Origin of the sequence: Streptomyces sp. NPDC048504, from assembly GCF_043200035.1 — a bacterium.
Classification (GTDB): Bacteria; Actinomycetota; Actinomycetes; order Streptomycetales; family Streptomycetaceae; genus Streptomyces.
Genome location: NZ_JBICXA010000010.1, coordinates 123,577 through 149,215, shown reverse-complemented (window position 1 = coordinate 149,215; position 25,639 = coordinate 123,577). Strand labels below are relative to the sequence as shown.

Here is a 25,639-nt window from a genome sequence, read left to right as displayed (position 1 = left end):
CCTGGGGCCGTGGGACACGCGGGCCTTGCGGCTCAGCTCCGCCGCAGTGGGCGTGCCCGGCGTGGCAACAACCCGATCGCCGCCACCGGTACGGCGGCCAGCACCAGCCAGGGCACGGCCGCGGGCAACCCCATGTCGAGGAGGGTGCCGGTGGCCGCGCTGCCGAGGAGGACGATCAGGCCGGAGACGGAGGACAGGCCCCCGGTGTAGAGGCCGAGGCGGCCGGGTTCGGCGAGGTCGGGGATCCAGGCGCGGGCGACGGGGGCGATGAGCATCTGGCCGAGGGTGAGCAGAACGACGAGCGCGGCCGCGGGCAACAGCCCCGTGGTGCCGGTCAGTTGAACGGGGCGTGCCATCGCCACGGCCGCGAACCCCACGGCGATCAGCAGCAGCCCGGCCGTCATGGACCGGTGCGGATCGAGCCGCTCCCCCGCCCACCGGGTGACGGGCAACTGTGCGGTCACCACGAGCAGCGAGGACAGCGCGAACAGCCAGGCCAGCGGTGCCTGCGAACCCGCCGCGCGCTCCACCTCCTCGGGGAGGGCGAGATAGAGCTGGTTGTAGGCGAGGAGATAGGCGCCGTAGGCACAACACAGCGCGAGGAAGGGCCTGTTGCGTACGAGAGCCCGCACCCCGCCCTTCTCCTTGACCCGCGCCCGCCCGGGAATGTGCTGCGGCAGCAACCACGCATGCCCCGCGAGGACGAGCACGAAGACCCCGGCCCCGGCCAGACACGCAACCCGGAAATCCACGGCGAGCAGCAACGCACCGAGCAACGGGCCTACAAATGCCCCGACTTGACCGGCGACGGTGAACAACGCGAGCACCCGCGTACGGGGTCCCCCGCCCGATTCCTCCCACTCGACCGCCTGCCGCGCCACCTCCGACTCCACGGCCGGTGAGAACAGCGCGGCGGCGAACCCGATGAGCAGTACGGCTCCGACGACGCCCCAGGCCTCCGCCGCATACCCGAGCCAGCCGAACCCGGCGATCCGCAGCACGCACCCCGCGAGCACCACGGGCCGTACGCCGTACCGGTCGGCGAGGGCGCCGCCGACCACGAACAGCCCCTGCTGGCTGAAGGTACGCAGCCCCAGCACAAGCCCAACCAGCCAGCCCGCCATGCCGATCACGTCCGCCAGGTGCTCGGCGAGGAACGGCAGGACGGCGAAGAAGCCGATGTTGAAGGCGAGTTGAGTGAGAATCAGCAGCCGGAGGAGAGGCGAGAGAGGGGTCCGCACGAGGACCTCGGTGGTCATCGGGCGGCCAACTCCCTTTGCCCGGCGGTCACTCGCATACTTCCGGCGGCCGTGACCGCCAGTGCGCCGAGCAGGGCGAGGACGGCGGCGGGGGCGAGGACGGCCCAGGGGGCGCGTTCGGCGTAGGGCTGGTTCTCGGCGAGGAGCAGGCCCCATTCCGGGGAGGGCGGTTGCGCGCCGAGGCCGAGGAAGCCCAGCGAGGCGAGGGCGAGGGCGACACCCGGCAGACGGAGCAGGGCGTGCCGGGTGACCGGTGGCAGCACGGCGGGCAGGAGCGCGTGACGCAGGATGTGCCAACGGCCCGCGCCCAGGCCCCGGGTGGCGGTCACGTGCAGGGTGGCGCGTTCCTGGAGCAGCAGTGCGGAGGTGTGCGCGGCCAGGGGCGTCCAGGCGAGGGCGGCCACGGCGAGGGCGGGGGTACCGCTTCCGCTGCCGGCCACCGCGGTGACCAACAGGGCGGCCAGGACCGGCGGTACGGCGTTCACCGTGTCGACGAGCGGCCCGGACACCCGGGGCAACAGCCCGAGCAGTACGCCGGTACCGAGCGCGACGGCACTGATCGCGAGGGCGAGCAGCAGGGTGTCGACGGCACCGTGGGCGACCCGCGCGAGGAGATCCCGGCCGAGCGCGTCGGTGCCGAACGGGTGGGCCCAGGTGGGGTGTTGGAGCCGCAGCCCGGTGTCGAGGGCGAGCGGATCGCGGGGCAGCCCGAGGCCGACGACACCGACGAGGAGGGCGCCGTAGACAAGGGGCAAGGCCCGTCGGGGAGTTGGGGTGGTGGGCTCGTGGAGGGATGGGAGGGCGTCGGCGCGCAGTGCGGGGCCGATGAGGAGGTGTGCCGCGAGGCGGGTGAGTCCGGCGGCGCCGGCGGCGAGCAGGAGAAGGGCGAGGGTACCGGCCTGGAGCACGGGCAAGTCCTGGGCGAGGGCGGCCTGGAGGGTGGTGCGCCCGAGTCCCGGGATGTCGAAGATCTGCTCGACGGCGACGGCCCCACCGGTCAACCCGACGACGAACAAACCCATGTTGGGCAACAGCCCGGGCAGACACCGCCGCACGGCCTGCCGGGCGATCCGCCCCCCGGGCAACCCTCGCGCTGCGGCGGCCCGCACCCACGGCTCCCCGAACGCCCCCGGCAACAAGTCATCGAGCAACCGCCCGAGCACGGCCCCGGCAGGCAACCCCAGCGCAAGCGCCGGCAACACCGTCCAACGCGGCCCGTACCACCCGAGCGCGGGCAGCCACCCGAGCTGCACCCCGACGACGGTGGCGAGCACGGACGCGGTGAGGAACTCAGGGAGCGCGGCGAGTACGGCGGAGCCGGTTCCGCGTGACCACTCCGCCCCGCGTCGGCCGCTTCGCCGCGTGAGGAACTCCCGCAACACGCCCGGGAGTCCGGGCCCACCGTCGTCCGACCGCCCCACCGCACGCGCACCCCGCCGCAGCGTCCGCGCACACACCAGCCCGGCGGTGACGACGGCCACCGCGACCGCCGCGCCCATCAACAGCAGGGACGCGCCCAGGGCTTGGAGTACTCCCGGCATGACCTCGGTGCCGGAGATCCAGGAGCGGCCGGCGTCGCCACGCGGCAGGCCGGTGAGCCACTGGCCAAGAAGCCGCAACGGGCCGTCGTCGAGGCCGAGTTGGTCTCGGATGGTGGCGAGAACCTCGGGGTCGGGGTCGCGTTCCGCCGAGCGGGCCTTGAGAACGGTGAGGGCCGGGTCGGTGCGGGAGAGCCAGGGCAGCAGGCCCACCGCGCATACGAGGGCAGCCGCGAGGAAGGCGCGCCACAGGAGCGTGGCCGTGCGGTGCGGCATGGGTCAGCGCCGGGTTCCGGGGCCGACGAGGGTGCGCTCGTACGGGTCGAGGAGGACGCCCCGCACCGAGGTGCCGACGCCGGTGACGACCCGTTGGTGCACGAGCGGTACGACGGCGTCGGTGCCCAGGATCTCGGCCTCGGCCGTCATCGCGGCGCTCTGCCGTGCGGAGGTGTCGGCCGTGCCTTCCGCCTTCGCCACGGCCCGGTCGACGTCCTTGTCGCAGAGCAGGGCGAGGTTGTAGCCGCCGACGCAGGTGTAGTCACTGGCGAGCACGGCCACCGGATCGCCCGTGTCCACCAGGGTGTTGCGGGCGACGACGAACGCGTCGAACTTCCCGGCCAGCGCGTCGCTCTCGATCCGCGAGTACTCGCGGACCTCCAACTCGACCTTGAAGCCCACCTTTTCCAGCTGCTGCTTCAACACCTGGGCGACTTCGGGGAGTTCCGGCCGGTTGTCGTACGTCGCGACAGTGATGGTCCGCCCGCCGGGCGTCACGGGCTCGGCGCGTCCCGCCGGTTGCTCTCGCTTGCCCGCCGCCCAGGTGACGGCGGGGCCGTAGATGCCTGTACCCGCGTCGGCGTGACCTTCGTAGACGCCCTTGGCGAGTGCGGAGGTGTCGACGGCCTCGCGAGCGGCGGCCCGGAGCTTCGGGTCCTTGAACGGGCCTGTCCTGGTGTTGAGTTGGAGGCTCGTCGTGCGGGTGGTGGCGGTCTCCCGGCGGGTGCCCGTGTCGAGCGTGGCGGCCTGGGCGACGGGTATCGCCTCGGCGACATCGACCTGCCCCGTGCGCAGCGCGTTGGTGCGGGCGGTGCCGTCCGCGATGAACCGTGCGTCGATTCCGGAGGCCTGGGCGAGGCCGCCCCAGTAGTGGTCGAAGCGGTCGAGGGTGACCGCCGTGGAACCGGTGACCTTCGTCAGTTCGAAGGGCCCGGTGGCGGTGCCGACCGGGTCGACGCGACCCTTCTCCTCGTAGGCCTTCGGGGAGAGGACGGCGAGGGCGGGCCCGGCCAGCCTCAACGGCAGTACGGGGTCAGGGGAGTTGGTGGTGACGCGCAGGCGGTCGCCGCCCACGGCTTCGGCGGTGAGGGTGACACCGGAGAGCGCGGCCGGGGCGGGCTTCGCCTCGGCGGCATGGCCGAGGGCGGTGGCCACGCGGGCCGGGGTGACCTCGGTGCCGTCCTGGAAGGTCGCCTCGCGGAGCGTGAACAGCCAGCTGCGGTCGCCTTCCCGCTGCCAGGACCGGGCGAGCGCGGGGGCGGCGGAGCCGTTGGCGTCCAGGGAGGTCAGGCCTTCGGTGACACCGAGGCGGCTGAGGATGGTGGCGTCGGCGCCGTACGGGGAGAGGTTCTCGGCGGGCGGGAACGCGAGCGCGACGCGCAACCGGGAACCGGACTCCCCGGCCGTGGCCCCGCTCTCCTCACCGGCGGAGGCGAAACAACCGGTGAGGAGTGGGGCGAGGGTGAGGGCGAAGAGCAGGCGGGCGGGGCGGGTTCGTCCAGGTCGCATGACGGTCATCGCTCCATCGCCAGTTCGAAGTGCACGATCCCCTGCCCGGCGCCCGGATCGTCGCGCTCGTCGTGCACGACCTTCCCGAGCGACCGCCAGAAGGCTTCGGCGCCGGGCACGGCGGGGTCGGTGTGCAGATATACGGCGCGGTAGCCGCCGTCGGCCGCGGCGAACGCGAGGAGTTCGGCGACGAGGTGCCGGGCGAGGCCGCGCCGGCGGTGCGCGGGACGGACGTAGACGCGACGCAGTTGCGCGGTCTCGCCGGAGGGGTAGCGCTCGGCGAGGTCGCGCGGGTTCGGCGGGTGGACCGGTCCACGGGAGTCGAGGGCGGCGGTCGCCACGACCGTGCCGTCGGCGGGGTCGAGCGCCACGAGGAGGGTGTGGCGGACCGGGACGAGATAGGCGGCGGTCGGGTCGATGATGTCGCCGTGCCAGCGGGGCACGTAACCGGTGTGGAAATCGCGGTAGACGGTGTCGAGCATCACGGCACGCGCACCGTCGATATCGTCCGGGCCTGCCGCCCTGATGCAATAGTCAAGCACTTGCACATCATATGCATTAAGACTCCTAGGTCTTGATCCAGGTCTCGATCACCCTTGGACCGTTCCTGGATCGCCCTTGATCCACTGGATTTGACAGCCTCGCGGCCACCCCCTAAAACCTAGCCACATGACATTCATTTTCAAAACCGCGATCGCGGCGGACCGGTAGTGCGCGTCGCGTTCGTCGGCAAGGGCGGCAGCGGAAAGACCACGCTGTCGGCCCTCTTCGCCCGCCATCTGGCCCGCGCCGGCGCACCCGTGCTCGCCATCGACGGCGACATCAACCAGCACCTGGCCGAGGCCCTGTCCCCCGAAACGCCTCCCGACACCGAACCGGTCACCGCGCCACCCCTGGCCGCCCACATGACCGAGCTCAAGGACTTTCTGCGCGGCACCAACCCCCGCATCGCCTCCCCCGATGCCATGATCAAGACCACCCCACCGGGACGCGGCTCACGCCTTCTGCGCCTGCTCGGCGACGACGAGGTGCACGCCCGGCATGTGGTCCGTGCGGGTGACGTACCGCTGATGGCGACGGGCGAGTTCGAGGAGAGCGACCTCGGGGTGGCCTGCTACCACTCCAAACTCGGCGCGGTGGAGCTGTACTTGAACCACCTCGTCGACGGCCCCGGCGAATACGTGGTCGTCGACATGACGGCCGGCGCCGACGCCTTCGCCTCCGGCCTGTTCACCCGCTTCGACCTGACGTTCCTGGTGGCCGAACCCACCCGCAAGGGCGTCTCCGTGTACCGCCAGTACCGCGACCACGCACGGGAGTTCGGCATCCGCCTCGCCGTGATCGGCAACAAGGTCACCGGCGAGGACGACCTGCTCTACCTCAAGGAGGAGGTGGGGGACGACCTCTTGACCCACCTGGTCCACTCACCCGCCGTCCGCGCCGCCGAACAGGGCCGAGCACAGGGCGAGTTGGAGCCGCACAACGTACACGCCCTGCGTCTGCTGCGCGAGGCGGTCGACGCCCGCCCGAGGGACTGGCAGACCCTGCACCGCCACGCCGTCGACTTCCACCTCCGCAACGCCCACGCGTGGGCGGACAAGGCAACGGGCCTGGATCTCGCGGCCCAGGTGGACCCGGACTACGTACCGGGCGGCCCGACGCCGCAGCCCTGATCACCACCTACTGACTGTTCGCCAACTACCAGACAGGACACCCATTTTCATGTCTCTCGACGTCTCCCCGAAGCTCCTCGCCGAAGCCGAGCACGGTGACATCCGCGAGGCGGACTTCGTGGACACGGTCCGCACGTCCCTCCCGTACGCCTACGACCTCATCGCCGGCCTCGCCACCGAACTCCGCGACAGCACCGCCGAGTTCACCGACAACCAGACCCCGCCCCCGTCCGAACAGGAACGCGGCCAGCTGCTGCGGGCCCTGGCCAGCGACGCGATCCGGGGCAGCCTGGAGCGCCACTTCGGAGTGGCCCTGGCCTTCCAGAACTGCCATCGGGTGGCTGCGTTCCGGCCGGGAGCGCTGGACGGGGAGACGTATGCGCGGTTCACGTCGGTGCGGTCCCAAGTGCTGAATCAGTCGCCGGAGTTCAGGGACTGCTGACGGGCGGCGGAACGGGCCGGTCCGGTTCCGCGCTCCGGACCGGCCCAGCTGTTACTTCTTCTGTTCGACCCGCACCCAGTCCACCTCCGCCTGCACTCCCCCACCCGCGACCTTGTCCACGCTCGACTGCGGCAGGCCCCAGTACGGCGTGGTGACCTGGTTCCAGCCGGCCGGGTACGCGCCGCCCAGGGCGAGGTTGAGGATGACGTACTGGTTGTGGTCGTAGACCCATTGGCCTCGGGTCGATTCGAGTTTGTTGCGAGTGGTCTCCTGGACGAGGGTGTCGTCGACATAGAAGCGCATCGCGGTCGGGGTCCATTCGACGGCGTACGTGTGCCACTGGTCGGCCGTGCCGGCGTCCGGGTACGTCTGGCGGGCGCCGATGTTGCCGTCCGCGGAGTAGCCGGGGCCGTGGAGGGCCGTGCTCGTCCAGGTCGGGTAGCCGATGTTCTCCATGATGTCGGTCTCGCCGGAGGCCGGCCAGGACACCGACGGGTCATCCACGTTGCTGCCCAGCAGCCAGAAGGCCGGCCAGAAGCCGTCGCCGACCGGCAGCTTCATGCGGGCGCTGACCTTGCCGTAGCTGAAGTCGAACTTCGTGTTGGTGTCGATGCGGCCGGAGGTGAAGTCGTACGTGCCGCCGCCCGCCTGGGTGCAGCCCTTGCAGTACTTCGCGGCGAGGATCAACTCACCGTTCTGCGTACGGACGTTGTCCGTCGAGTCGACGTACGCCTGGGACTCGCCGTTGACCGATCCCATCTCCGTTCCCGTCCTGACGACCCTCCATTTGGAGCGGTCCAGGGCCGCCGACGTGAAGTCGTCGAAGAACGTCGTCTGGTACGTGCCCGACTGGTCGGCGGGGAGTGCCGGGTAGGCGGCGGAGGCGTTGCCGCCGGTGCCCCAGACCTGGAACTCGTAGAGGGAGTAGCCGAATTGGGCTGTGTAGGGCGCCGGGTTGTAGAAGGAGCGGCGTTCCTTGCCGAGCATGCGGACGTAGCGGCCGGTGACCGGTTGGGGCAGGGTGACCGTGTCGTGCCGGCCGGTCGCGTCGGCGGGGGCCTGGACATTGGCCCGGCGGGCGGCGATGTCTGCGGCCGAGGGTTCGTAGACCGTGCGCCAGGTGGTGTTGTCGTCCGAGACCTGGAGCAAGTAGTCGACGGCGTACGCCGATTCCCAGTAGAGGTCGACCGAGTCGATCGTCGAGGTCGCGCCCAGGTCCACCGAGACCCAGCGGTCGGCGTTCCAGTCGCTCGACCAACGGGTCGCGTCGTCCTTGAGGTTGGCGGGCCAGCCGCCGTCGGTGACGTACGCCGGTGAAACGCCGTTGTGCTGGTAGTAGTTGGAGTACGCCGGGTGGTTCAGGGCGAGGTTGGTGCGGGTGCTGGACGCGGGGGCCGGTTCGCCGCCGTAGACCTTGAAGGAGTAGAGCGAGTAGCCGTAGGGCGTGGCACGTTCCAGACCGCGCAGGCGGATGTAACGGCCCGTCACCTCCTGGGGATACGTGCTCGTGGTGACCGAACCGCCGGTGCCGGCCGTCTCCGTATAGAACGGCGTCCAGTCGGTGCCGTTCTTGGAGACCTCCAGGACGTATCTCTTGCCGTAGGCCGCCTCCCAGTCGAGGGTGACGCGGTCGATGCGGAGGGTGGTGCCGAGGTCGAGGCGGATCCAGGCGTCGTCGGCGAAGTTGCTGGACCAGCGGGTCGCGCCGTCGCCGTCGAAGGCGAGGCCGGGGGTGGTGCCGGCGTTCTCGCTGCCGGAGGCGGTGACGGCGGCCGGGTTCGCGGCGTAGGCGGCGGCCGCGCGGTCGGTGTCCCAGGTCGCGGCGGCCGCGGCCTGCGGGGAGGGGGCCGCGAGGGCCGGGGTGGCGGAGAGCAGGGCCAGCGCGGTGAGCGCGGTGAGCAGGGTGCGTGCGGGCATGCGGGTCTCCTTGAGGGGCGGATCTCCTTCTGGGGGCGATCTTGCTGACATGCTCATGACACACATGAGAGTGATGGGAATGGTGGGTGCGATGGGGGTAGTGGTGCCCCGGTGGGTGCGGGCTCCCCCGCCCGCGCCCACCGGGGCGGCCTTGCTCAGGCCGCGCGCCGGGCCCGGCTGCGGTGGTCGCGGATGATGTCCGCGTACCGGCGGCCGGAGCCCTTGATCGTGCGGACCTGGGTCTCGTAGTCCACGTGGACCAGTCCAAAGCGCTTGTCGTAGCCGTACGCCCACTCGAAGTTGTCGAGCAGCGACCAGGCGAAGTAGCCGGCCAGCGGGGCGCCCTTGCGGGCCGCCGAGGCACAGGCGGCGAGGTGCTGGACCAGGTAGTCCTGGCGCTCCGGGTCGTCGACGGTGCCGTCGGGGCGTACGACGTCGGGGAACGAGGAGCCGTTCTCGGTGACGTAGATCCTGCGGGGGTCGTACTCCTCGGTGAGGCGGAGCAGCAGGGTCTCGATGCCGGACGCGTCGATCTCCCAGTCCATGCCGGTGCGCGGGACGCCGAGGCGGCGTATGGCGCGGGTGTAGGGGGCGGGGCCGTCGGGGGCGTCGGCGACGGTCGCCGGGAAGTAGTAGTTCAGGCCGAGCCAGTCGAGCGGGGCGGCGATGGTCGCCAAGTCGCCCGGCTGTTCCGGGAGTTCGACACCGTACGTCTCGACCATGTCCGCCGGGAAGCCGCGGCCGTGGGTCGGGTCGAGCCACCAGCGGTTGACGTGACCGTCCTGCCTGCGGGCGGCTTGGACGTCCTCGTCGCGGTCGCTGGCGGGATAGACCGTGGAGAGGTTGTTGACGATGCCCACCTGGGCGTCGGGGGCGGCCGCGCGGATCGCCTGGGCGGCGAGGCCGTGGCCGAGCAGCAGGTGGTACGAGGCGCGGACGGCGGCCGTCAGATCGGTCCAACCCGGGGCCATCTTGCCTTCGAGGTGGCCGATCCAGGCCGAGCAGGAGGGCTCGTTGAGGGTCGTCCAGTGAGTGACGCGGTCGCCGAGGCGTTCAGCCATGACCGATGCGTACGCGGCGAAGTGCTCGGCGGTCGCGCGCTCGGGCCAGCCGCCGCGGTCCTGGAGCGCCTGGGGCAGGTCCCAGTGGTAGAGGGTGACGGAGGGGGTGATGCCCGCCTCCAGGAGTCCGTCCACCAACTCGTCGTAGAACGCGAGGCCCTTGGGGTTGGTCGGGCCGTCGCCGCCGGGGATGACGCGGGGCCAGGCGATCGACAACCGGTAGGCGTTGGCGCCGAGTTGGCGCATCAGGCCGAGGTCCTCGCGCCAGCGGTGGTAGTGGTCGCAGGCGACGTCGCCGTTGTCGTTGTTCGCGATCTTTCCGGGAGTGTGCGAGAAGGTGTCCCAGATCGACGGCGCGCGTCCGTCCTCGGCGACGGCTCCCTCGATCTGGTACGCCGCGGTGGCCGTGCCCCACAGGAAGTCGTGCGGGAGTGCGGCGAAGTCGATGGTCACTGAAGTCCCTTTACGGTCAGCGGAGTTGGTCGGGTCGGTCACTTGACGGCGCCCGCCGTCAGCCCGGCGACGAGATAGCGCTGCAGCAGCAGGAAGCCGGCGACCACGGGCACGCTGACGACCAGCGAGGCGGCCATGATCTGGTTCCAGTACACGTCGTTGAGCGTGGAGTAGCCCTGGAGTCCGACGGCGAGCGTGCGGGTCGCGTCGTTGGTCATGACGGAGGCGAAGAGGACTTCTCCCCACGCGGTCATGAAGGCGTAGACGGCGACCGCGACGATGCCGGGGATCGCGGCCGGTACGACGACGCGCAGCAGTGCGCCGAGCGGACCGCAGCCGTCGACCAGCGCCGCCTCGTCCAAGTCCCTTGGCACGGAGTCGAAGTAGCCGATCAGCATCCAGATGGAGAAGGGCAGGGAGAAGGTGAGATACGTCAGGATCAGGCCGCCGCGCGAGCCGAACAGGGCGATGCCCGTGGCGTTGCCGATGTTGACGTAGAGGAGGAACAGCGGGAGGAGGAAGAGGATGCCCGGGAACATCTGCGTCGACAGGACGGTGACCGTGAAGACGCGCTTGCCGCGGAACTCGTAGCGGCTGACGGCGTACGCGGCGAAGACCGCGATCACCACCGAGCAGACCGTGGCTGCGACGGACACGATCAGCGAGTTCATGAAGTACTTCGCGAGCGGGACCGTCGACCAGATGTCGATGTACGGGCGGATCGTGAGACCGCTCGGCAGCCAGCGGAACTTGCCCGTGACATCCGAGAGCGGTTTCAGGGAGCTGGAGAGCATGACGTACACCGGCACCAGGACGAAGCCGGCGAGCAGGGTGAGGAAGATCCGCCGCGACCAGATGAAGGAGCGGGGCGGGGCCATCGGCGACCGGGAGAGAGAGGAACTAGACATCGGCCGACCTCCGTCCGCGTGAAGTGAGCACCAGGTACACGCCGGTGACGACGAGCAGGAACAGGAGCAGCAGGACCGACATCGCCGAGCCGGTGCCGAAGTTCCAGGTGACGAACGAGGCTTGGTAGATGTGCACCGAGATGAGGTCCGCGGCTTCGGGTGCCGACCTGCCGAACAGGACGTACGGCGTGTTGAAGTCGTTGAACGTCCACAGGAACAGGACGAGGACCAGCACCTGGTTGACGGGGCGCAGCGACGGCAGGGTGATGCGGCGGATCTGCTGCACCATGCCGGCGCCGTCGATCGACGCGGCCTCGTACAGCTCCTTGGGGATGTTCTGCAGGCCGGCCATGACGATGAGGAAGGCGAACGGCCAGCCCTTCCACACGTGCACGATGAGCAGCGCGTAGAAGCTGTTGTCGCCGATCAGCCAGAACGACGGCTTGCTGGTGATGTGCAGCTGGTCGTGCAGGACGTGGTTCACCAGGCCGTTGTCGTGCTGGAACATGAAGACCCAGGTGATGACGGCCGCGTAGACCGGCAGCGCGTACGGGATCAGAAAGAGCGCTCTCAGGAAACCCCGGCCGCGGAAGTTGTCCTGCATGTAGATCGCGGTGACCGTGCCGAGCAGCCAGCAGAAGGCGACCGACAGCAGGGTGAAGCCGACGGTGACGAAGAAGGAGTGGAGCAGCGCCTTGCCGACGGCGGCGCTGAAGTCCACCGAGACCTTGTAGTTGCCGAAACCGGTCCAGGGCGCGGTGCCCCAGTCGCGGATGTAGAACTGGGTGAGCTCCTTGAAGCTCATGACGATGCCGATGACCATCGGCACCAGGTGGACCAGGAGTTCGAGGATCAGGGCGGGCAGAAGCAGCAGATACGGCAGCCCGATCCGGCGGATCCGGTCGGTACGGCGGCGGCGCGGGCCGGGGGCCGCCGTGGCGGAAGGGGTCTTCCGCTCGGCGGCCTCCGGGGTGACAGTGCTCGTCACAGTCGCACTCACTTCGCCGGCATCTGCTGCTGAGCCTTTTCGAGCTCCGCCTTGACCGACGCGGTCGTCACCGCGCGTCCCGCGGCGGCGTCGGCGAACAGGTCCTTGACGGCCGTGCCGACCGCCGTCTCGAACTGCGACTCGTCGGCGACCTGCGGGAGCGCTGCGGCACTCTTGGCGAGGGTGTCCTTGAGGACGGCGTTCGCGGGGGTGTTGAACGCGGTGTCCTCCTGCGCGGTCTTCACCGGCGGGATGGAGCTGTACGCCGTGTTGAGGATCTTCTGCTCGGCGTCGCTCGTCATGAACTTCACGAACTTGGTGGAACCGTCCAAGTTGTTCGTGTTCTTGAAGACGGCGAGGTTGATGCCGGCCACCATCGAGTTGGTCTGCGCGCCGGTGCCCGGGGTGCCGGACTGCACGGGTATCGGGGCGATGCCGTACGAACTCTCGCTCATCCCTTGGGACTTGAGGTTGGCGGACGCCGACTGCCACATCAGCATCGCCGTCTTGCCCTTGGCGAAGTCGCTGACGGACTGGTTCTGCGCGTACTCGGCGTTGCCGACCGGGATGACCTTGTCCTTGGCCATCAGGTCGACGTACTGCTTGACGGCGGCCACGACACCGTCGTTGGTGAAGTCGGCCTTGCCGTCGGCGGTGAAGAAGTCGGCGCCGTGCTGCTTGGCGAAGACGAAGGTGTGGTGGATGTTCTCGGAGACGTTGGCGCCCTCGGCACCGAGCGCCTGCTTCCCCTTCGCCTCTATCTTCTTTCCGTCGGCGACCAACTCGGCCCAGGTGGCGGGCGGTTGGGAGATGCCGGCGTCGGCGAAGATCTGCTTGTTGTAGTAGAGCGCGTACGCCATCGAGTACAGCGGGACGGCGGCGGGGTCCTTGCCGGTGGCGCCGGTGGAGCCGAGCGCGGAGTCGACGAAGCGGTCCTTGCCGCCGATCTTCGCGAAGTTGGCCGCGCTCCACGGCAGAAACGCTCCGGTGGCCTGCAGCGAGGCGCTCCAGGTGTTGCCGATGTTCAGGACGTCGGGGCCCTGGCCGGACGTCGTCGCCGTGAGGATGCGGTTGAGCAGGTCGGACCAGGGCACGACCTCCAGCTTCACCGTGATGCCGGTCTGCTTCTTGAACTTGTCGAGCTCGGGCTGGAGGACCTTCTTGTCGATCGCGATGCTGGCGCCCTGGTTCGAGGCCCAGTAGGTGAGCGTCTTGGGCGAGTCGTTGGATCCCCCACCCGTGGACGAACCGCCTCCGCAGGCCGTGGCCGCAAGGGCGAGTGACATGGTGACGGCGCCTACGGCCGCGGCTCGGATGCTGCGCATACTCCGGGTGTCCCTTCAGGGAATGCACTCACGACTTAATTTAGGACGTGAGTTAAACCTCGGAAGCCAAAGGCGTCAAGAGTTTGGACGCCACTCGTCGAACTCGGTCGTACCTCTTGACGACCGTGTTCACGGACCTGAAGCATTCCCCCGCGAGAGAGCGCTCCCAACCCCACCGGCGTTCATTTCATGAACAAGGAGAGCCGCGACATGTCCTCAGTTCGACGCAGAACAGTTCTCGGTGCGGCCGCCGCCGCTTCCGCACTGGCCGGCCTGCCCACAGCCGCCTCGGCCGCCCCCTCCGCCCCCACCGCGGTGACACCGCGCGCGCTGCCCGGAGGCGGCGATCTCGGCCCCAACGTCATCGTCTTCGACCCGTCCACCGCCGGCATCCAGGCGAAGCTGGACCAGATCTTCGCCCAGCAGGAGACGGCCCAGTTCGGCACGGGCCGCTATCAACTGCTGTTCAAGCCGGGCACGTACAGCGGGCTCAACGCCCAACTCGGCTTCTACACCTCGATCTCCGGGCTCGGCCTCTCCCCCGACGACACCACGATCAACGGTGACATCACGGTCGACGCCGGCTGGTTCAACGGCAACGCCACGCAGAACTTCTGGCGTTCGGCGGAGAACCTCGCGCTGGTCCCTGTCAGCGGTACGAACAGGTGGGCCGTGGCTCAGGCGGCCCCCTTCCGTCGTATGCACGTGCGCGGCAGCCTCAACCTCTCGCCCAACGGCTACGGTTGGGCGAGCGGCGGCTACATCGCCGACAGCCGGATCGACGGCCAGGTCCAGCCGTACTCGCAGCAGCAGTGGTACACCCGGGACAGCGTGATCGGCAGCTGGCTCAACGGCGTCTGGAACATGGTCTTTTCAGGCGTGCAGGGCGCGCCGGCCCAGGGCTTTCCGAACCCGGTGTACACCACGCTGGCCACGACACCGGTCTCCCGCGAGAAGCCCTTCCTGTACCTGAACGGCACCGAGTACCGCGTCTTCCTCCCGGAGAAGCGCACCAACGCGAGCGGCGTGACCTGGGGCAACGGCACGCCGCGCGGGACCTCGCTGTCCCTGTCCCAGTTCTACGTCGCGAAGCCGGGCGTCACGGCGGCCACCCTCAACCAGGCGCTCACGCAGGGACTTCACCTCCTGCTGACCCCGGGGATCTACCACCTGGACCAGCCGATCCAGGTGAACCGCGCCAACACCGTTGTCCTGGGCCTGGGTTACGCAACTCTCGTCCCGGACAACGGAGTCACGGCCCTGAAGACCGCCGACGTCGACGGCGTACGCCTGGCCGGGTTCCTGATCGACGCGGGCACGGTCAACTCGAACACCCTGCTGGAAGTTGGCCCCTCAGGCACGACCACGGACCACTCCGCCAACCCGACCACCGTGCAGGACGTGTTCGTGCGCATCGGCGGCGCGGGCGCCGGCAAGGCCACCACCAGCATGGTCATCAACAACCGCCACACCATCGTCGACCACACCTGGCTCTGGCGCGCCGACCACGGCACGGGCATCGGCTGGGACACCAACCGCGCCGACTACGGCCTCCTCGTCAACGGCGCCGACGTGCTGGCCACCGGCCTGTTCGTGGAGCACTTCAACAAGTACGACGTCCAGTGGAACGGCGAGCGGGGCCGCACGATCTTCTTCCAGAACGAGAAGGCGTACGACGCCCCGAACCAGGCGGCCATCCAGAACGGGTCGATCAAGGGGTACGCCGCCTACAAGGTCGGCGACAACGTGACCGTGCACGAGGGCTGGGGCCTGGGCAGTTACTGCTACTACAACGTCGCCCCGACGATCGTGCAGCACAACGGCTTCGCGGCGCCGAACCGTTCAGGCGTGAAGTTCCACGACCTGCTGGTCGTCTCGCTCGGCGGCCAGGGCCAGTACGAGCACGTCATCAACGAGACGGGCGCGCCGACTTCGGGCACGTCGACCGTGCCGTCCACGGTGGTCTCGTACCCCTGAGACTCCGGGAGTCCCCGGGATCCCAGGAATCCCTGAGATCCCGGGACTGCCAGAGACCCCCGAAGTCCCTCAGTACGTGGCGGGTGCGGGCCGAAGCTCCCACTTCGGTCCGCACCCGCCACCGTCACCGGACGGTCACCGCACCCGGCGCGGGCGCGTATCCCGTCGGCCGGGCCGTGAACGTGCCCCGGCCCTGGGTCCGGCTGCGCAACCGCGTTGCGTAGCCGAAGAGTTCGGCCAGCGGCACGGCCGCCGTGACGATCGCCGAGCCCGTGCGGGTCGTCGAGCCGGTGACGCGGCCGCGCCGGGCGGCCAGGTCGCCGAGCACGCCGCCGACCGCGTCCTCGGGCACGGTGACGGTGACCTCGACGACCGGTTCGAGGAGGACCGTCGTGCAGGCGCGCAGGGCTTCGCGGAGGCCCAGGCGGCCGGCCGTGCGGAACGCCTGCTCCGAGGAGTCCTTCACATGGGTCGCCCCGTCGGTCAGCGTGACGCGCAGCCCGGTCACCGGGAAGCCGCCGATCGGCCCCTCGGTGAGGGCGTCACGGCACCCGGCCTCCACCGAGCGGACGTACTCCTGGGGCACCCGCCCGCCGACGACCGCCGAGCGGAACTCGAAGCCGGGGCCGTCGAGCGGCTCGACGTCGAACACGATGTGCGCGAACTGGCCTGATCCTCCGTCCTGTTTGACGTGCCGGTAGACCCGGCCGGTCACTCCGCGCACGACCGTCTCCCGGTAAGCGACCCTGGGGCGGCCGACGTTGACGTCCACACCGGTGGCCTGGCGGATCTTCTCCACCGCGACCTCCAGGTGCAGTTCGCCCATGCCGGACAGGACCGTCTGGCCGGTCTCGGCGTCGGTGCGGACGACCAACGACGGGTCCTCCTCGCCCAGTCGGGCCAGTGCCGAGGCCAGTCGGTCGGTGTCGGTGCTCCTGCGCGCCTCGACAGCCACGGAGACCACCGGGTCGGCGACCGTGGGCGGTTCGAGGACGAGCGGGGCGTCCGGCGCGCACAGGGTCGAGCCGGCATGGGCGGACTTCAGTCCCACCACGGCGACGATGTCCCCGGCGACCGCCCGGTCCAGCCGCTCGTGCCGGTCGGCCTGCACCCGCAGGATTCGCCCGATCCGCTCGGTGCGCCGCGCGCCCGGGTCCCACACGGTGTCTCCCTTCTCGATCGTGCCCGAATAGATCCGCAGATACGTCAGCCGCCCGGTCGCGGTCGCACTCACCTTGAACGCCAGCGCGGCGAACGGCAGTTGGGGATCGGCCGCCCGTTCCTGCTCGGCGCCGGCGTCGTCCGTTCCCCGTACCGCCGGGACGTCCGACGGCGACGGCAGGTACGCGACTACGGCGTCCAGCAGTGGCTCGATGCCGCGGTTGCGGTAGGCCGAGCCGCACAGGACGACCACACCGTCGCCGGTGCGGGTGAGGTCGCGCAGGGCGGTGCTCAACGTCTCGGCGGACAGGGCCGAGCCGTCGTAGAACTCCTCCAGCGCACCCGCGTGCAGTTCCGCCACGGCTTCCTCCAGCAGCCGTCTGCGCCGCCGCGCCTCCTCCAACAGGCCGTCCGGGACCGGGACTTCCTCGGGAGCGTCGCTGCCGTCGGTCCACACCAGGGCACGCATCCGGAGCAGATCGACGACGCCGGTGAAGCCGTCCTCGGTGCCGATCGGCAACTGCACCACCAGCGGCGCCGGATGGAGCCGTTCGCGGATCGAGGCGACGGCCGTGTCGAGGTCGGCGCCCGCCCGGTCCAGCTTGTTGACGAAGGCGATGCGCGGCACGCCGTACCGGTCGGCCTGGCGCCACACCGACTCGCTCTGCGGCTCGACGCCCGCGACGGCGTCGAACACCGCGATCGCGCCGTCGAGGACGCGCAGGGACCGTTCCACCTCGTCGGCGAAGTCGACATGGCCCGGGGTGTCGATCAGGTTGACGCGGTGACCGTCCCAGGCGCAGGTGACGGCCGCGGCGAAGATGGTGATCCCACGGTCGCGCTCCTGGGGGTCGAAGTCGGTGACGGTCGTGCCGTCGTGGACCTCACCGCGCTTGTGCGTGGTGCCGGTGAGGTAGAGGAACCGCTCGGTGACGGTGGTCTTGCCGGCGTCGACATGGGCGAGGATGCCCAGGTTGCGGACGGCGGAGAGCGGGTTGGTGAGAGGGCGTTCGGTGCGCACGGCCCGTGGCCTTTCGAAAGTGTTTCCTTGCAGGGCGGCGCAATTCCCGTGCGGAGCAGGACATTGACGGAGTGTCAAAAAGCTGTCATGTCACGGGCATTCGGTACCGGCCGCGCAGCGGGCACCGGACGGCCGGAGACACGAGGATCACCTCGTACCGGGAGGGAGGAACGACGACAGCGGTGCTGTAACGCACGGCCGGGCTCCCCTCACTCGTCAACGGATGTGGCGAGTGTAGGGAAACCCGGGGTGTGGAGCACGGGATTTATGGGATGTGGGTCAGGTGCAGGTGGGGACGTCGTCCAGCCAGGCCGGACCCTGGATGTAGATGTTGGTCATCCATGCCTTGTAGTCGGGCAGATAGGCCCAGGCGTCGTTGGTGTAGCCGTCGGAGGTGACGGTCTCCGCGTGCTTCTGGCACTCGACGCGGATGCTGGTCTCATCGGGGAAGGCGTAGACGCGCGTGGCACTGACCGAGGGTGCCGTCTTCGTCCAGACGCCGGTGCCCCAGGTCCGGAAGACATGCCCGGTCACCGCACCGGTGTTGACGCGGACGGCCCCGAAGTAGTCGCCGCCCAGGCGAACATCACTGACCATCAGATGCGTGCCGGACTGCCTGGCCTCGACCATCTTGCCCGCGCCGATGTAGATCGCGATGTGGTGCAGGTCGGCCGAGGTGCCGTAGGCGAGCAGGTCGCCGGGGAGCAGCGGGGCCTCGCCCTGGGCCGCGGTGAAGCGGGCGGCGGCGCGGGTGGTGTAGTACTGCTGGCTCGCGTCGCCGTTGAGGATGTCGGAGCCGGCCGCCTGCGCGTAGGCGTAGCGGACGAGCCCCGAGCAGTCGAAGCCGAGCCGCTCGGGGTCCTGGTTGCTGGCCGGGTCGGTGGGGTCGACCTGGCCGTAGGTGGCGCCGGGCTGCGCGCCGTGGCCGCCGCCCCACGTGTACCAGGTGCCCGCGTCGACCTGGGCGCAGGCGGCGGCGATCGCGCTCTGCGCGGCGGCCGAGGCGCCGGGTGCGAGGACACCGCAGCTGCTCGCGGCCGGGGCGGCGCCAGCCGCCGGCGCCCAGAGGACGAAGGCGAAGAGCCCGATGAGTGTGCCGATGATTCCGGTCCGCCGGAGCATGCCGGGACCCCCGTTTCCTGTGGTCCGAAACTGGTCGTGCACCAGCCTGCCGACCCCGGCCCGGCCGGTCGAGGACCCGTCGTCACCCCACCCCGAGGGGCAACGGGAAACCCTTGGGAAACCCCGTCCCACCAGGGGCAGTTGGCCCTCCGCGGTCAGGGCTTCGCACACGCGGGGGTGAACGACACGGGCAGTCCGGGCATCAGCGTCTTGCGCTCCTGGGGCCCAATTGCCTTCCGTAGACGGCAGATTCGGGTGAGCCGGTCCCCGAGATCGAGGTCCCACAGTCGTACGGTCCCGTCGTTGCTGCCGCTCGCCAGGGTCCGGCCGTCGGGCGCGAACGCGACGCCCCACACCGCGTTCGTGTGCCCGGTGAGCGTGGCCCACGGCCGGCGTCCGGCCATGTCCCAGAGCCGTACCGTACGGTCGCTGCCGCTGCTCGCGAGGAGGTGGCCGTCCGGTGAGAAGGCGATGCCGCGCACGGATCCGGTGTGGCCGGTGAGGGAGGCCTCGAAGCGGCGGTGGCGGACGTCCCACAGGCGGACGGTGCCGTCGTTGCTGCTGCTCGCGAGGGTCCGTCCGTCGGGGCTGAAGGCCACGCCCCGCACCGCGCCGGTGTGGCCGGTGAGGGTGGCGAGGGGGCGGTGGGTCGCCGTGTTCCAGAGGCGGATGGTCAGGTCGTCGCCCGCGCTGGCAAGGGTGCGGCCGTCGGGGCTGTAGGTGACATCGTTGGCGGAGTCCAAGTGGCCGTTGAGAACGGCGAGTTGGCGGTGGCCGTGGGCGTCCCAGACGCGGACCGTGCGGTCGGCGCCCGCGGAGGCGAGGGTGCGGCCGTCGGGCGCGAACGCGACCGAGAAGACGTCCCCGGTGTGGCCGGTGAGGGTCGCGAGCGCGCGGTGCGAGCGGACGTCCCACAGCCGGATCGTGCCGTCCGAGCCCGCCGACGCGAGGGTCCGCCCGTCCGGCGAGAACGCCACCGAGAACACGCTCTCGCGGTGGCCCCTGAACGTCGTCACGACCCGGTGCCGGGCCACCTCCCACAGCCGTACGGTGTGGTCCGCGTCGGCGGTCGCCAGGAGCGTTCCATCCGGGCTGTACGCGGCCTGTGAGACCTCGGTGAACGGCCGGGCCGTGAGCACCGGGCCACGCAGGTCCCACAGCACCACCGACTGGTCGAAGCCGCCGGTGGCGAGGGTCGTGCCGGTGGAGTTCACGGCGACGGACATCACGTAGTCGGTGTGCCCGGCGAGGATCGCGGCCGGCCGTCCCGTGCGCACGTCCCACAGGCGGGTCGTGCCGTCGCCGCCCGCGCTGACGACCGTGCTGCCGTCAGGTGTGTAGGCGACCGCGTTGATGTCGTCGCTGTGTCCGGTCAGCGTCGCCGTGGACCGGTCCGAGGCCACGTCCCACAGGCGTACGGTCCGGTCGACGCCCCCGGAGGCCACGCTCCGCCCGTCCGGTGAGAACGCCACCCCGAGCACTTCGTCCGTGTGCCCCTTGAGCACGGCGAGGGACCGTTCCCTTTCGGTGTCCCACAGGCGTACGGTCCGGTCGGAGCCGCCCGAGGCCAGGGTCCTGCCGTCCGGGGCGTAGGCCAGCGTGTTGACCCGGCCGGTGTGCCCGGCGAGCCGTACCCCGGTGGGCTTGTCGCCTGCGATGTCCCAGAGTTGGACCGTTCCATCGTCACCGGCGACCGCGAGGGTACGGCCGCGGGGGTCGAAGGCGAGGGCGCGGGCGCCGGTGGTGCTCGCGGGCAGCAGGGTCCGCACCCGGTGGTCGGCGGTGCCCCAGATCCGTACCGGCCCGTCGCTGGACGTCGCCGCCAGCGCGGCCCCGTCGGGGCTGAAGCCGACCGACCGGACCCGTCCGGGGAGGGTGAGCGTGGCGGTCGTACGGTGATCGCTGGTGCGGCGCAGTTGTACGGTGCCGGACGCGCCGGCCGTCGCGAGGAGCTTGCCGTTCGGTGCGAAGGCGACGGCGTTGACCGGGCCGTGGTGGCCGACGAGGCGGGCGGTGAAGGCCTGGGCCTGGGTGCTGAGCAGGGCGCCGCGGGCCTCGGGGGTGTGATCGGCGCGGTAGGCCTCCTCGGCGAGGAGCATCGAGGCCTCGGGCTGGCTGCCGGACAGGGAGGTGGACTGCACGGCGAGGGCCTGGGAGCGGGCGACGCGCTCCTGGTCGAGAGCGCTCGCGCGCTGCTGGTAGGCGAGGCCGCCGGCGGTCACAGCGAGGCCGAGCAGGACGGCCAGGATCGCGAACAGGGCCTGACGGAACCGGATCTGACGTCTCGCCAGGTGCTGACGCGCGTCCTCCTCCGCCTGGCTGGCCTTGAGGAAGGCCTCTTCGCGGGGGCCGAGGCGGCTGCGGCCGTCGAGTTCGTCGGCCCAGGCGCGGACCGTGTCGAGGCGGGTGCCGCGGTAGAGGGCGGACGGGTCGCGGTCCTCACGCTCCCATTCGGCGGCGGCGTGGGCGAGTTGCTGGTGGATGAGGAGTCCGGCGCGGTCGGCGTGGATCCAGTCGCGCAGCCGGGGCCAGGCGTGCAGCAGGGCCTCGTGGGTGATCTCGACGGTGTCGCGGTCCACGGTGATCAGCCGGGCCCGGACGAAGACGTCGAGGGCGGCCGACGCGGCGTCCGCATCGGCGAGTTGTTCCATCAGGGCGCTGCGGCTGGCGCGGCGCCGGGTCGCGACGGTCCCCTCGTCGGACACGTGGACGAGCCGGGACAGGACGCGCCGGATGGTCTTCTGCTCGGCCGGGTACAGCTGGGCGAACACGGTCTCGGCGGTGCGGGCGATGGCGCCCCGGATGCCGCCGGTGCGCTCGTACCCGGCCACGGTGAGGGTGGTGCCCTCGCGCTGCTGCCAGGTGGCGAGGAGGGCGTGGGAGACGAGGGGCAGGGCGCCGGAGGGGGTGTCGTCGGGGGTGTTGGAACGGTCCACGGTGCCTGGTTCGTCGCGCAGGCCGGCGTCGCGCAGGAGGAGGGGGACCAGGCCGGGTTCGAGGGTGACGCCGGCGAGTTCGGCGGGGCCGTACACCGTGCTGTTGCTCGCGGGCGCGGCCTGGGCGGCGCCGCCCATCGCCACGACCGCGGTGGCCGCGGTGGCGAGTGCCGCGAAGGCGCTCATCATCTTGCGCATGTCTCCCCCTAGTGGGTCTCCTGCGTCGCCGCAGGCTGTGCTTCCTGCTGACGGGATCAGCCTGTCCCGGGGGAGTTCCGGGGTCGACGGGTTTCCTGTTGCCCGTCCGGGGGACGACCGGGAAACCAGGTGTGATCAGGTGTTTCGCGGGCCGGCGGTCAACCTGCGCGTCGCTCGGCCGGCCTCCGTGGACCGAGCCCGAGTCGCTTCAGCGCGTACTTGTCCAGCCAACTCAGCACACCGTTGAGGATCAGGGTCATCACCACCAGGACGATCAGGCCGGCGAACTCGGTCGCGGCGTCGAGGTTCATGGCCGAGGTGAACAGCTCGTGGCCGACGCCTTCGGAGGAGGCGATGAACTCGCCGCCGATGACGCCGAGGATCGCGAGCGGGCCACCGGCCTTGAGGGCGGCGAAGAAGGGGGCGGCGAGGGTCGGGATCGTGACGTAACCGAGGACGTGGTGGCGGCGGCCGCCCGGTCACCTGAACGATGGTTGTTGGACAATCACGTGCGGCCGGACCTCAGCGGGCGCAGACGGCGACGCAGTCGGGGTTCGGTATCGCGAGGGAGTTCCCGGTGCCGGTCAGCAGCCCGGAGCGGAGGTCGACGGCGAACACGTCGACCGTGCTGCTCGCCTCGTTGGCGACGAACAGCCAGCGCCCGCCCGGGTGGACGGTGAAGCTCCAGGGCTTCAGTCCCCCGCAGGGGATGCGCTGGAGGAGGGAGAGCAGCCCGGTTCTCTCCTCGACCGCGTACACGACGAGAGTGTTCTCGCCGCGACTTGAGGCGTAGACGAAGCGGCCGTCACGGCTGATGGCCAACTCGGCGCCGCTCTTGGTGCCCGTGAAGTCCGGTGAGTCGACGGCAAGACCCTGACACTTCGTCAACTCCCCTGATCTGCCGTCCCAGTCGAGGAGTTGAAGCTCGGCCGTCAGCTCGGTCAGCAGATACGCCTTGCGTCCGTCGGGGTGGAAGACGATCCGTCTCGGGCCCGCGCCGGCGGCGGTGGCGTAGGCGCCGGATCCGCCCTCGCCGGACGACAGCGCACCCGACGTACCGTCGAAGCCGTAGACGAAGACGCGGTCGGCGCCGAGGTCCGGGACCAGGGCGTGGCGGCGGCCCGGGGCCACGACGACCTCGTGCGGGTGCGGGCCCGACTGGCGTGGGCTGGGCCCCGATCCGGTGTCGGCCACGACCGAGACCGGCGCGCCGAGACCGCCGTCCCATCGGATCGGGAGTGAAACGGCAAGGCCCGCCTCGAAGTTGGCGACGAGCAGGGTGCCGGAGGGGCGGTCCACGCCGAGGTACGACAGTCCGCCGCCGGCCGTTCCTCCGCCGTCCGTGCTCACCTGGCCGGTCTGCGTCAGCGCGCCGCTCGCGCGGTCGATGTCGAAGACGGTGACGATTCCGCCGTCCAGTTGACTGCCGACGTAGAGCACCGGACGGTCGGGGTGCGCCGTCACCCAGCCCGAACTGACCTGGGCCACCGGCCCGTTGGAGGTCAGGGTGCCTTGGACGGGGTCGAAGCGGATCCCGTAGACCTGGCCGCCGTTCCAGGTGCCGACGTAGAGAAGGTCGGGTCTCACCCGTGGCGCGGCTTCGGCGCTCGGTGCCGCGACGGTCAGCGGCACGGTTGCCGCGGTCGCCGTCGCCGCCATGGCGCCCAACATCGTTCTGCGGGACACAGCCCCTTTGATCTCGACCATGGGAAGCAACAGTTGTCCCGGTGCGCCGCAGCGTCCACATCGGGTACGAAGCTGTGCGTGCGGGCGGCGCAACCTAAGGTTTCACGATGCCCGGGGTCAACTCGGCCTACTGGTCGGAGGAGTTGGGGCGGGCGAGCCCGAGGTCGTAGGCGAGGATCACCGCCTGGATGCGGTCACGGGCGCCGACCTTCGCCAGGACGCGGCCGACGTGGGTCTTCACCGTGGACTCGGAGAGGAAGAGGCGCTCGGCGATCTCGCCGTTGGTCCAGCCCTGGCCGATGGCGACGAGGATCTCGCGCTCGCGTTCGGTGAGGGGGCGGATGCGGGGGTCCTCCGTCGCGGGCGCCGTCGCGGGTCCTGCCGGTGAACTCTTCGGCAGGTGCTGGGCGTAGGCGTCCAGCAGGCGGCGGGTGAGCGCGGGGGCGATGACGGCGTCGCCGGAGGCCACCGCGCGGATACCGGCGAGGAGTTCCTCGGGGTGGGCGTCCTTGAGGAGGAAGCCGCTGGCTCCCGCGCGCAGTGCCTCGTGGGCGTACTCGTCGAGGTCGAAGGTGGTCAGGATGAGGACACGCGAGCGGTCGCCGGCCGCGACGACCCGGCGAGTGGCCTCGATGCCGTCCATGCCGGGCATGCGTACGTCCATCAGGATCACGTCGGGACGCAGTTCGGCGGCCATCCGCACCGCCTCGCCGCCGTGCCCTGCCTCGCCGACCACCTCGGTGTCGGGGTTGGCCTCCAACAGCATCCGGAATCCCAGGCGTTGGAGGGGCTGGTCGTCCACGATGAGCACGGTCGTCATGCCGCACCTCCTGTTCCGCCCGTGCTCCCGCTCGCGGTGAGCGGGGTGGGGTCGAGGGTGGCCCGTACCGTCCAGCCGCCGCCTGGGGCGGGGCCCGCGGTGACGGTGCCGTGGTAGAGGGCGGCGCGTTCTCTCATGCCGGCGAGTCCGTGTCCTTCGTCGTGGCTGGGTACGGGTCCGGCGGTGGCTGTGCCCGGGCCGGTGTCGTGGCAGTCGATGCGCACCCGTGACTCCTCGACGCTCACCGCGAGTTCGACGCGGGTGTCGTGGCCCGCGTGCTTGAGGGCGTTGGTGAGAGCCTCCTGCACGATGCGGTACACGGTGAGTTGGACCCCGCGGTCGAGCGCGGCCGGGTCGCCGCCGGTGCGGTACACGACCTGCGGGCCTGCCGCGCGGATGCGGGCGCAGAGGGCGTCGAGATCGGCGATGCCCGGCTGCGGGCTGAGTTCGGGGGCGTCCGGTGTGGCGTTCTGGACGCGCAACACGCCGAGCATGCGGCGCAGTTCACCGAGCGCCTGACGTCCGGTGTCGCCGATGAGGAGCAGCGCCTGCTTTCCTCGCTCGGGGGCGAGGTCGGTGGCGTAGGCGCCGCCGTCGGCGAGGGTGATGATGACGGAGAGGTTGTGGCCGATGATGTCGTGCATCTCCCGTGCCACGCGGGTGCGTTCGGTGGCGGCGGCGAGTTTGCTGCGCTGATCGCGTTCGATCTCCAGGCGGGCCGCGCGGTCGCGCAGCACGGCGAGCTGGGCGCGCCGGATGCGGACGACGAAGCCGAGCGCTACGGCCGCGGTGATCGTGCTGAACAGGACGAACAGCGCGTCCAGGACCGGGACTTGGGACGGCAGCCGGAGAGCGAACAGTCCCAGGGCGGCGAGGGTGACCGCGCACGCGGCGGGCAGGCGCCGCAGCTGCCCGTGCAGGACCAGGCTGTAGAGGGAGATCAGCAGGGCGACGTCCGCGCGCAGCCACACCCCCAGCCCGGCCTGGACGAAGAAGACGGCGGCGATCAGCGCGAAGGCCAGGGTCGGCCGGCGGCGCCGCCACAGCAGCGGCAGCACCAGCCCGGCCTGGAGGGCGACGGTCGCCGGCCAGGGCAGATGGATGAAGCTGTTGTCGAAGCCGCGCCGTCGGCCGTCGTCGTCGTCCACCAGGTCCGGCAGGCAGAAGATCAGCAGCACCACGACGATCAGGGCTGTGTCCAGCACCCACGGGTGCCTGCGGTCGCCCTGCTTGATCCGGCGGCCGAACCGGGACAGCCGGCCGGCCACGGGGTGGCTCCACGGGAGGTCCGTCTCCGCGAACAGCACGTGGGCGGGGTCGTCGGGGCTCATCGGTGTCACTGGTCCGGGCTCATGGAGGTCACCTGTCC

At 70.7% G+C, this 25,639-nt stretch carries 18 protein-coding genes and 1 pseudogene; 3 read left to right on the top strand and 16 right to left on the bottom strand.

The window, feature by feature from the left end:
* Positions 1-32: 32 nt before the first annotated feature.
* Genes ACGFY9_RS25250 through ACGFY9_RS25235 form a run of 4 tightly spaced genes read right to left on the bottom strand, consistent with a single transcriptional unit; the run spans position 33 to position 5,124 of the window.
* Entirely contained in the window at positions 33-1,259 is a 1,227-nt protein-coding gene (locus ACGFY9_RS25250; RefSeq protein ID WP_393757648.1) for an MDR family MFS transporter, read from the bottom strand.
* Positions 1,256-3,073, bottom strand: coding sequence for an ABC transporter permease subunit (locus tag ACGFY9_RS25245; protein WP_393757646.1), 1,818 nt, complete (start codon positions 3,071-3,073; stop codon positions 1,256-1,258). The genes ACGFY9_RS25250 and ACGFY9_RS25245 overlap by 4 nt, the downstream gene beginning before the upstream one ends.
* Positions 3,074-3,076: 3 nt before the next feature.
* The gene (locus tag ACGFY9_RS25240; protein ID WP_393757644.1) at positions 3,077-4,582 is read right to left on the bottom strand and encodes an ABC transporter substrate-binding protein; all 1,506 of its coding nucleotides are present in this window, start codon (positions 4,580-4,582) and stop codon (positions 3,077-3,079) included.
* A gap of 5 nt (positions 4,583-4,587) precedes the next feature.
* On the bottom strand, positions 4,588-5,124 hold the full coding sequence (locus ACGFY9_RS25235; RefSeq protein WP_393757642.1) for a GNAT family N-acetyltransferase: 537 nt from the start codon (positions 5,122-5,124) through the stop codon (positions 4,588-4,590).
* A gap of 168 nt (positions 5,125-5,292) precedes the next feature.
* On the opposite strand from ACGFY9_RS25235, the gene ACGFY9_RS25230 reads away from it, so the two are divergent.
* Complete coding sequence (locus ACGFY9_RS25230) at positions 5,293-6,255, top strand: ATP-binding protein (protein WP_393757640.1); 963 nt, start codon at positions 5,293-5,295, stop codon at positions 6,253-6,255.
* Positions 6,256-6,304: 49 nt separating this feature from the next.
* On the top strand, positions 6,305-6,697 hold the full coding sequence (locus ACGFY9_RS25225) for an SCO5389 family protein (RefSeq protein WP_393757638.1): 393 nt from the start codon (positions 6,305-6,307) through the stop codon (positions 6,695-6,697).
* A 51-nt stretch (positions 6,698-6,748) separates the two neighbouring features.
* On the opposite strand, the gene ACGFY9_RS25220 is transcribed toward ACGFY9_RS25225, so the two are convergent.
* The 5 genes from ACGFY9_RS25220 to ACGFY9_RS25200 all read right to left on the bottom strand — a co-directional run bounded on the left by ACGFY9_RS25220 (position 6,749) and on the right by ACGFY9_RS25200 (position 13,349).
* Positions 6,749-8,614: a discoidin domain-containing protein gene (locus tag ACGFY9_RS25220; protein ID WP_393757636.1), complete on the bottom strand. Its 1,866-nt coding sequence runs from the start codon at positions 8,612-8,614 to the stop codon at positions 6,749-6,751.
* Positions 8,615-8,769: 155 nt separating this feature from the next.
* Positions 8,770-10,128, bottom strand: coding sequence for a GH1 family beta-glucosidase (locus tag ACGFY9_RS25215; RefSeq protein WP_393757634.1), 1,359 nt, complete (start codon positions 10,126-10,128; stop codon positions 8,770-8,772).
* Between the two features lie 38 nt (positions 10,129-10,166).
* Entirely contained in the window at positions 10,167-11,006 is an 840-nt protein-coding gene (locus ACGFY9_RS25210; RefSeq protein WP_393757988.1) for a carbohydrate ABC transporter permease, read from the bottom strand.
* Between the two features lie 22 nt (positions 11,007-11,028).
* A complete protein-coding gene (locus tag ACGFY9_RS25205) occupies positions 11,029-12,024 on the bottom strand; it encodes a carbohydrate ABC transporter permease (RefSeq protein WP_393757632.1) in 996 nt (331 codons plus the stop codon).
* A gap of 8 nt (positions 12,025-12,032) precedes the next feature.
* Entirely contained in the window at positions 12,033-13,349 is a 1,317-nt protein-coding gene (locus tag ACGFY9_RS25200; protein WP_393757630.1) for an ABC transporter substrate-binding protein, read from the bottom strand.
* Between the two features lie 210 nt (positions 13,350-13,559).
* Here ACGFY9_RS25200 and ACGFY9_RS25195 point away from each other — a divergent pair, with 210 nt between their 5' ends.
* A complete protein-coding gene (locus tag ACGFY9_RS25195; RefSeq protein ID WP_393757628.1) occupies positions 13,560-15,326 on the top strand; it encodes a coagulation factor 5/8 type domain-containing protein in 1,767 nt (588 codons plus the stop codon).
* Between the two features lie 124 nt (positions 15,327-15,450).
* On the opposite strand, the gene fusA is transcribed toward ACGFY9_RS25195, so the two are convergent.
* The 7 genes and pseudogenes from fusA to ACGFY9_RS25160 form a co-directional block, all read right to left on the bottom strand.
* The gene (fusA, locus tag ACGFY9_RS25190; protein ID WP_393757626.1) at positions 15,451-17,508 is read right to left on the bottom strand and encodes an elongation factor G; all 2,058 of its coding nucleotides are present in this window, start codon (positions 17,506-17,508) and stop codon (positions 15,451-15,453) included.
* A 279-nt stretch (positions 17,509-17,787) separates the two neighbouring features.
* Positions 17,788-18,630, bottom strand: coding sequence for an NlpC/P60 family protein (locus ACGFY9_RS25185; RefSeq protein WP_393757624.1), 843 nt, complete (start codon positions 18,628-18,630; stop codon positions 17,788-17,790).
* 155 nt (positions 18,631-18,785) lie between these two features.
* Entirely contained in the window at positions 18,786-21,764 is a 2,979-nt protein-coding gene (locus tag ACGFY9_RS25180; RefSeq protein WP_393757622.1) for a WD40 repeat domain-containing protein, read from the bottom strand.
* A 158-nt stretch (positions 21,765-21,922) separates the two neighbouring features.
* A pseudogene (locus tag ACGFY9_RS25175) lies at positions 21,923-22,219 on the bottom strand (ABC transporter permease subunit); the annotation flags it as partial.
* A 67-nt stretch (positions 22,220-22,286) separates the two neighbouring features.
* Entirely contained in the window at positions 22,287-23,450 is a 1,164-nt protein-coding gene (locus tag ACGFY9_RS25170; RefSeq protein ID WP_393757620.1) for a lactonase family protein, read from the bottom strand.
* Between the two features lie 127 nt (positions 23,451-23,577).
* Positions 23,578-24,270, bottom strand: a complete 693-nt coding sequence (locus ACGFY9_RS25165; RefSeq protein ID WP_393757618.1) for a response regulator — start codon at positions 24,268-24,270, stop codon at positions 23,578-23,580.
* Entirely contained in the window at positions 24,267-25,601 is a 1,335-nt protein-coding gene (locus tag ACGFY9_RS25160; RefSeq protein WP_393757616.1) for a histidine kinase, read from the bottom strand. Before ACGFY9_RS25160 ends, ACGFY9_RS25165 begins: the two co-directional genes overlap by 4 nt.
* Between the last annotated feature and the right edge of the window lie 38 nt (positions 25,602-25,639).